Consider the following 7,529-nt stretch of genomic DNA (forward strand, 5'->3'; position numbering starts at 1 on the left):
GGAGCCAGGAAGGGGAGGGATGCTCCCTGGGAAGGACCTGGGACGTCCAGGAGCGAAGCGCGATGCGCGCCCATCCGCCTGCTTTCCCACAGCGCTTACGTGGAACGGGCGCCCCTGGCAGGCCGGTTTGATGTAGAAATCAACGGTCATGGCCTTCCCGAAGAATGACTTGGACCAGCGGCTCGCGCTGGTGCGGCCCGAAGACACGGTCCGCGGCCTCATCTTCAACGCGGTGCTGACGCTCGCGGAGAAGCAGCTGGGGCCGGACACGGCCGCCCGGCTGCGCGAGCCGCTCTTCAAGCGCTCACCGGTGGACTTCTTCTCCTACTCCGCGGTGGACGCCATCCGGTTGCTGTACGCCACGTCTGACGCGCTCTCGAAGGCGGGGCGCTTCACCTCCCAGGAGGACGCGGTGCGCGCGTGTGGCGCGGCCGCCGTGACGGGCTTCTTCTCCTCCACGGTGGGCCAGACGCTGACGCGGCTGATTGGCAAGGGCGACCCCAAGCGCCTCCTGTCCAACGCTCCCACCGCCTACTCCACGCTGGTGAGCTACGGGCGCCGGGAGTACTCCGTGCTGAGCGAGCGCCACGTGCGCCTGTCCTTCCACGGCGACATGCAGCCGGTGCAGTTCCACGAGGGTGTGCTCCAGGAGGCCCTGAAGGCCATCCAGTGCAAGGGCACCGTCGTGGGCACGCCGCACGGCTACTTCGCGGCGGACTACGACATCGTCTGGGAGTAGTCCGCTGACGGCCCCGGTGCGGCCTCAGGGCGCCGCGGGGGCCTGTCCGGCGACGGCGGCCACGGAGACGGCCTCCATCTGTCCCGCGAGCTCCTGCGCCTTGGCGAGGAAGTCCGGCAGGAGCGTCTTGGGCAGCGGGTCCGCGCGGGGGAACTGCTGGTTGAGCGGGTTGGTGTACCCGCCGCCGCGCTTCATGCCGAAGTGCAGGTGCGGTCCGGTGGAGCGGCCGGTGTTGCCCGAATAGGCGATGACCTGCTTCTGGCTGACGCGCGCGCCCACGCGCACGCCCTCACCCACCTTCGACAGGTGCATGTACTGCGTCTCGAAGCCGTTGGCGTGGCGCAGGACGACCATGTTGCCGGCCGCGCCGGCCCAGCCCGCCTGCGTCACCGTGCCGTCCGCCACGGCCCACACGGGCGTGCCGATGGGCGTGCCGTAGTCCACGCCGTTGTGGTTCTTCAGGTACTGGAGCACCGGGTGGAAGCGCGAGCCGAACTTGCTGGTGACGTGCGCGTACTTCAGCGGGCTCTTGAGGAAGGTCTTCTTCGCGCTGGCGCCGTCCTCCTGGAAGTAGTTGGGCTGCCCGTCCGGCAGGACGTAGCGGTAGACCTTCTTGGGGCCGACGAGGCCGCCGACGTACTGGGCGGCGAGCACCTCGCCGTAGCGCAGCACGCGGCCCTTGGAGACGAACTTCTCCACCAGCGCCCGCGCGGTGTCGCCCTTGCGCACGTCCCGGTAGAAGTCGATGTCCCAGGCGAACACGTCCGCCAGCACCATGCCGATGGCCGGGTCCTCGCCCGCGTCCACCGCCGCCTCGTAGAGCGACGTCTGGATTTCGAGCGAGACGACGGACACCTGCTTCTCGACTTCGATGGAGCGCTTGCTGCCCACGTACTTCTCGCCGTCGCGGCGCACCTGCCACTCGTCGACGAGGCTCTGGCGGTAGTCGAAGAAGTCCAGCTCGCCATCGCGCAGGACGATGCGGAACTGGTCTCCCACGCGGGACTTGCGGAAGTCGAACACGCCTTCCAGCGCGGAGATGACCGCGGTCACCTGGGCGTCGGGTAACTGGGCCTCATGCAGCGCGCCCGCCAACGTCTGGCGCGGTTCAATCCGGCGATTCTTGATGTCGTACCGGACGGCGGCCTCGGAAGCGGAGGACACGGTCAGCAGGGCGGCCAGGGCGAAGAGGGGGGCAAGTCGCATGGGGCGGGGAGCGAGTGTAGTGGACACTCGCGCCCCTGCCCAACTGGCGGCTCGGGTTTTTCCCGAGCCTGCCTGCCTGGCTGCTTCGCCGAGTCAGCTCCGGCGCCGGCGCCGGGCCATGAGCAGCAGCACGCCGAGCATTCCGAGAGGCCCCGCGAGCCCCGCGCCGCCCCCGAAGCTGGTGCAGCCCGTGTGTTCACCGGGGCGCTTGGGAGGCTCGGGCACGGAGCCGGCGTCGGTCCCCGCGTCGGAGCCGGCGTCAGTCCCCGCGTCGGAGCCGGCGTCGGTCCCCGCGTCGGAGCCCGCATCAGCGCCGGCGTCCGGTTCAGGGTCGGGGCCGGCGTCCTGGCCCGCGTCCACGACGACGGGGCGTGGCCGGACGGTGACTTTCACCGGGGCGGAGGCGGAGAGCTCCGCGTCACTCACGGTCAGCTCGAACGTCAGGTCCGTGTCCACCTGGACGGTGGGCGCGGTGAAGCCCGGCCGCTCCGGGTCACTCACATCCAGCGTCACGGTGGGGCCCGTGAGCTGCTTCCAGGTGAATGCCAGCGTGTCTCCATTCGGGTCGGTGCTCCCCTCGCCATCGAGCGTCACCGGCTCGCCACTGAAGACGGTCTGGTCCACTCCGACGACGACGCGGGGATGGCAGGTGCCGACGTCCGCGGCGAGCTTCAGGAAGGGCGGCGCGGTGGCGCCCTGGACGGTGATGTTGTCGATTTCCCAGCCGTGGGCCTCGAGCGCCAGGGCCGAGCCCAGGCGGAAGCGCAGCTTCACCGTGCTGCCCTGGAGCCGGGTCCCGAAGTCCAGGGTGACGGTGTTGGTGTTGGGCCAGGCCGCGTTCTCCTTCACGTAGGCGAGTCTGCCCCCCAGGTTGTTGCCGGTCTCCGTGTCGAGGGGGCCGCCATAGTCCAGGCCCGCGGTGACGAGGGTGCTGACGTCCTGCCAGGTCTGACCATTGTTCCGGGTGAACTCGATGACGCCCCCGTTCCAGTAGTCCGTCACGCCGGTGTGCTCGCTGGTGAAGTAGGCGAAGGAGTGGCGATGCTCGAACGACAGGCTGAACCGCCCGCCAGCGGGGATGACCATCTCCGGGGTCTGCAGCGCCGTGTCCGCGAAGTCGAAGGCATCCTGCGCGAACCAGATGCGGTCCCCCGGAGCGCGCGGCGACTCCTGGATGCGCCAGGTCTGGCTTGCTTCACCTTCGAGCACGTCGGGCACCCAGGTGCTCCGGTGGCCCTCGACCCTGTCCGTCACGGACGGGACCAGGTCATAGTCGAGCTGCGCGGTGTGCTGCTGGGTGGAGGACGTCTGGCAGGAGGTGGTGCTGTCGAGGGTGACGTCGTAGCGCGCGATGCTCGCCGAACCCACCGAGAGGGCGAGCTCGACTGGAACCGAAACCGTCCGGGCCGAGAACGGCGCCACGACGCCCACGGAGACGGTGTTCCCCTGGGGGAACAGCAGGGCCGTCGTGCCGCTGGAGACCGTCACGCTCGCGGAGGAGGCGTCGGCGGGGCCGTGGTTCCTGACGGTGACTTCGATTCTGCCCGTCTCCGCGCCATCCAGCACCCCGTCGTGGTTGTCACAGGAGCGCGCGCCTTCTTTCAGCGTGACGCCCTCCAGCCTCAGGTCGGATTGAAGGTGCTGGGCCTCGACGAGCCCGCTGAAGCCCACGGAGTCGCGTGGCGGCGACACCGCGCAGGAGCCGGCGCCGCGGTCCGCGAAGGCCTGGGCCAGCAGCTCCATGTCCTGGAGGTCTTTCGCCGCGGCGGCCATGAGCAGCGCGTCCCGCTGCTCCGTGAAGGTGGCGTCCACCGGCGCCAGCATCATCCCGGTGACCACATAGTCGGCCATGCGTCGCCTGGCCTCGGCGAAGGAGGGGATGCGCGGCGAGTTCCCCCGGCTCTGCCCGACCAGGGCCAGGTAGCCATCGAAGAGCATGCTGGCCCAGACCTCGCCGGCGTTGTGCATCTGGGCGTTCCCAAACGCGTTGGAGCGCACCGGGTGGGTCGCGGGCAGGGCGGTGCCCTGGGTGATGTGCCGGAACCTGAGCGCGTTCTTCGTCGCCAGCCGCGAGTAGGGAATCCGACGGACACCGAAGTAGGAACTCTCCCCCCGGAGCTGGGCCGCGAAGCCGCCCACCGCGAACGTCCCATCCAGGTTGTCATTCTCGCGCAGCATCAGGTGGAGGGCCGTGAAGTCACTCCAGCCTTCACTCATGGCGTCGCACTGCGGCGTCGAGCATTCGGCCAGGCGATGGAAGAGCACGTGCCCCCACTCGTGGGCCACGATGGTGTTGTCCAGGGTGCCATCCCTGTCGGCGCTGGCCGCGCGCCTCATGGTCCCCTGCGAGGGGCCCTGCGCGAGCAGCGCCTTGAGCGCCTGTCCATCCTCGTAGGAGAGGGACAGCACCGGAAGTGAGGGATTGGGCGCCGGGTCTCCCTCGAACAGGGTGGGCGCCGGGGCACCGGGGACGTGATTGATGACGATGAGGCCCGCCGCCAGGGCGGCCTCCGCGTGGATGGCCTTGCGCTCGTCCGTGCAGCCACCCCGGTTGACCACGATGATGGCGTCCTCCGCGTTGGCATTCACCAGCGGCTGGCACCCGTCTTCTCCAGGCGCCTGCCCGTCATCCGCGAGGACCAGGGGCTTCTGCAGGTTGAAGTCCCGGGCGCCAAACGCGGCCTTGCCGGTGGTGTATGAGAAACCCGTGCCGGAGAACGCGCGGACCTCGGGTGTCTCCCAGAGGTAGAACTCCAGCCGGGGAGACACCCCGTCCGAGGGGACGAAAGCGAAGGCATTGTTGCGCGCCCGCGCATCCGGCCCCTGGTTCTGGGCCTCGGCCAGCAACCTGTCGTTGGCCTCTCCGCCTCGATTCAGGTTGTCGGTCTGCGTGTTGCCCGCCTGCTCATCGAAGCCAGAGAGGTAGAAATAGTCGTGCAACCAGTTGGTGGTGTAGAACAACTGGACCACCGACGCGGATGTCTGTGTTTGAGAGGCCAGGGGGGCGGCGCTGGTGTCGTATTCATGCGGGAAGTCTCGCGTGCCTGGCGTGACGAACGCTTGCGTGTCCTTCCCGGCGGGACCCTCGGAGAAGCCGTCCGGGCTGTAGTGGTCGGCGTAGGCCCACACGTTATTGCCAGCGGTCCGGGTCGCCCCGGCGGGCAGCCACGGGTCCACCTGGAGCGTGCCGGGGTGGACCAATCCCTCCGCGGACACCTGTATCGGCTGGGTGAATCCCGGCTCCCGTCCGTCGGGTTCGCCTCTCGGGTGAGGGGTGTAGTCGTCCTGGGGGCTGTCCAGCGGGACGCCATTCGCATCCGCCCAGACGCGGTACGTGAACGCGTCCGCCATGACGCGGTCGCGGCGATGGAGCACGCGCCCATCCTCCACGTGGAGCAGGTAGCCATGTCCTCGCGGGTGTTCATCCCCCGCGCGCTCGGCGAGGAGCTCCACCGAGTAGGCTGGGAGCAACTGACCCCGCATGGGGACGTACACCTGCCTGACCCGGGCCGGAGTCACCAGGGAGACACCGGAGCGCTTGTCCACACTGTCGGGCACGAAGTCGAAGAAAGAGCCCCCCGCCTGGGCGTGACGCACCTCGTGGACTTCACCCGCCAGGGATTGGCCGTACATGTCCCCGAGCGCGCTCAGCACCGCCTCGCCAGGGGAATGACGGGGACTGGCGGTCGCCAGGGTGGAGCCGGCGAGCTGCTGGGCGCGCTCCACCCCACGACTCAGGTGGCCCGTGAGGCCCACGAGCGCCAGGTCCCGGGTCAGGAGCACCTTCAACTCATTGCGCACCACCTCCAGGCCCGCGACGCGCTGCCTGAAGAAGACGATGATTCCGCCCCGGCCAATGTCATGCACGCGATGGACATACGCCGCGCGCAGGTCGGCCGGGGACAATCCATACAGCGGCGCCTGCTGCTCCAGATAGGCACGCGCGGCCGCCTCGGGGGTGTCATGGCTGGGATTCGGGCGCGACGTGGCGCGCTCGGCCCACACCAGGGTCGGAGTGTTCCGGTCCACGTCGCGAGAGACGACCGCGACGGAGGGGAGCGCCGCGGCGCTCCCGACCTGTCTGCTCGGGTCGGGAGCGCTTCCCGTGGGGAGTTCCACCGCACACCCTGTGCCTATCGCCAGGGCCCACACCGCGGTGGGAACACTGCTCACAAGACTCTTGGCCACTTGACCCCCCACGGATTCACTGCCTTCCCTTGACGGGAGCGCCGGCCCTTACTGGCAGATGGTAGTATCCCGCAGCCGGCTGATATGGCCAACAGCATTGCCTATCAGTGAGCGTGCGTAGATTCCTCCCACCCAACTGCCGTTCGCGAAGCTGAAATGGGCATTGGGTGCAAGGACTGTGCCGTAGAAGCCATAGTCAAAGGCGGTGATGGCGGTTGCTTCGGGGAAGTTGAAGAGGACGCCGTGCTCGTCAATGCCACCCGTGAAGACGTGTCCGAAGTTGGCGAAGCGCGCCGTGGTTCCGCGGACGTTGATGACAGCCAGGGAGTTGGCGGGGGCTTCGAGGGAGAGCAGCGTGGCGTTGGTGAACACGCTGGCCTCCATGTTGAAGACATTCACCTCGGGGTTGACACCGCGCAGCAGGACGCCCCCCCAGCTCTCGATGATGACGGTGCCCGCGGAAGGCAGGTTGGACAGGCGGGTGGAGAGCGCGCGCAGCGCGGTGAAGCGCGCGGCGAAGTCGATGGGATTGCCTCGCGCCGCGGTGCCGCGGTTCACAACCACCGAGCCCTGGGGAAGGAGTTGTCCGCCATATCTGGCATTGCCCCAGACCGTGCCGTTGTTGAGGATGAGATTGCCACCCGCGACCAGGACGTTGGTGGTCTCCGTCGCGGGGAGCTTCCAGCCGACCTGGAAGTCCTTGAGGGAGATGTTGCCGCCGGCGGCCACCTGTCCTCCGACGTCGATGCCCTCGCGATAGTCCTCCTGGACGAAGAGGTTGTAGTCCCCCAGGTGGACATCGAGACACTGGCGGGTGCTGCCCTCGCTGACCTTCACGGTGATGCTGGTGTGGAGGCCCCCATTCCGGATGACGATGGTGGCGAGCCCCACGCCTTGAGACGTCACGGTTCCACCCAGGGTCACCGTGGCGACGTCCGCGTTGGACGCGGAGTACACCGTGCCCAGCGCGGGCGAGGAGATGTCGCGCTTCACGCCGTCGTCATAGTGGCCCACCACGACCAGGTGCCGTGTCGAGCCCACGCCGCGAAGCGTGGAGTCGCCGTTGATGACGGACATGGACGTCAGCTTCGCCGTGGTGGTCACGGGAAGCACGAGCGGAGGGGACTCCGCGGAGGTGCCCGTCGCATCGAAGCCATAGGCGGTGAGCGTCACCGTGCCAATGGCATCCCTCGGAATCCGGAGCTGGGTCGTGAAGGGCGCGGTCTTCATGAACGCCCCGTGGCCCACGCCTCCGACGAGCGCGCTCACGGGTAGGAAGCCTCCGGTGCCTTGCAGGCTCACCGTTATCAGGCTCCCCGGCGTCACAGGCGTGCCCGCGGCCGGCGAGACGATTTGCATGGCGCCCGCCAGCAAGGGGAGCGGCTCGGGGGGGGGG

Annotated in this window: 4 protein-coding genes; 1 reads left to right on the forward strand and 3 read right to left on the reverse strand. The window is 68.7% G+C overall.

Features of this window, described 5'->3' with window-relative positions; all coding sequences use genetic code 11:
* The first annotated feature begins 148 nt into the window (after window positions 1-148).
* Window positions 149-739 (forward strand): DUF2378 family protein, encoded by a 591-nt coding sequence (locus FJV41_RS26790; protein WP_141645401.1) that lies wholly within the window; start codon window positions 149-151, stop codon window positions 737-739.
* Between the two features lie 24 nt (window positions 740-763).
* On the opposite strand, the gene FJV41_RS26795 is transcribed toward FJV41_RS26790, so the two are convergent.
* The 3 genes from FJV41_RS26795 to FJV41_RS26805 all read right to left on the reverse strand — a co-directional run.
* Entirely contained in the window at window positions 764-1,945 is a 1,182-nt protein-coding gene (locus FJV41_RS26795; RefSeq protein ID WP_141645402.1) for a M23 family metallopeptidase, read from the reverse strand.
* A 93-nt stretch (window positions 1,946-2,038) separates the two neighbouring features.
* A complete protein-coding gene (locus FJV41_RS26800) occupies window positions 2,039-6,133 on the reverse strand; it encodes a M36 family metallopeptidase (protein ID WP_141645403.1) in 4,095 nt (1,364 codons plus the stop codon).
* 48 nt (window positions 6,134-6,181) lie between these two features.
* A partial coding sequence (locus FJV41_RS26805) for a choice-of-anchor A family protein (RefSeq protein WP_246137432.1) occupies window positions 6,182-7,529 on the reverse strand: 1,348 nt, incomplete at its 5' end.

The organism is Myxococcus llanfairpwllgwyngyllgogerychwyrndrobwllllantysiliogogogochensis (assembly GCF_006636215.1).
In the GTDB taxonomy this organism is placed as follows: domain Bacteria; phylum Myxococcota; class Myxococcia; order Myxococcales; family Myxococcaceae; genus Myxococcus; species Myxococcus llanfairpwllgwyngyllgogerychwyrndrobwllllantysiliogogogochensis.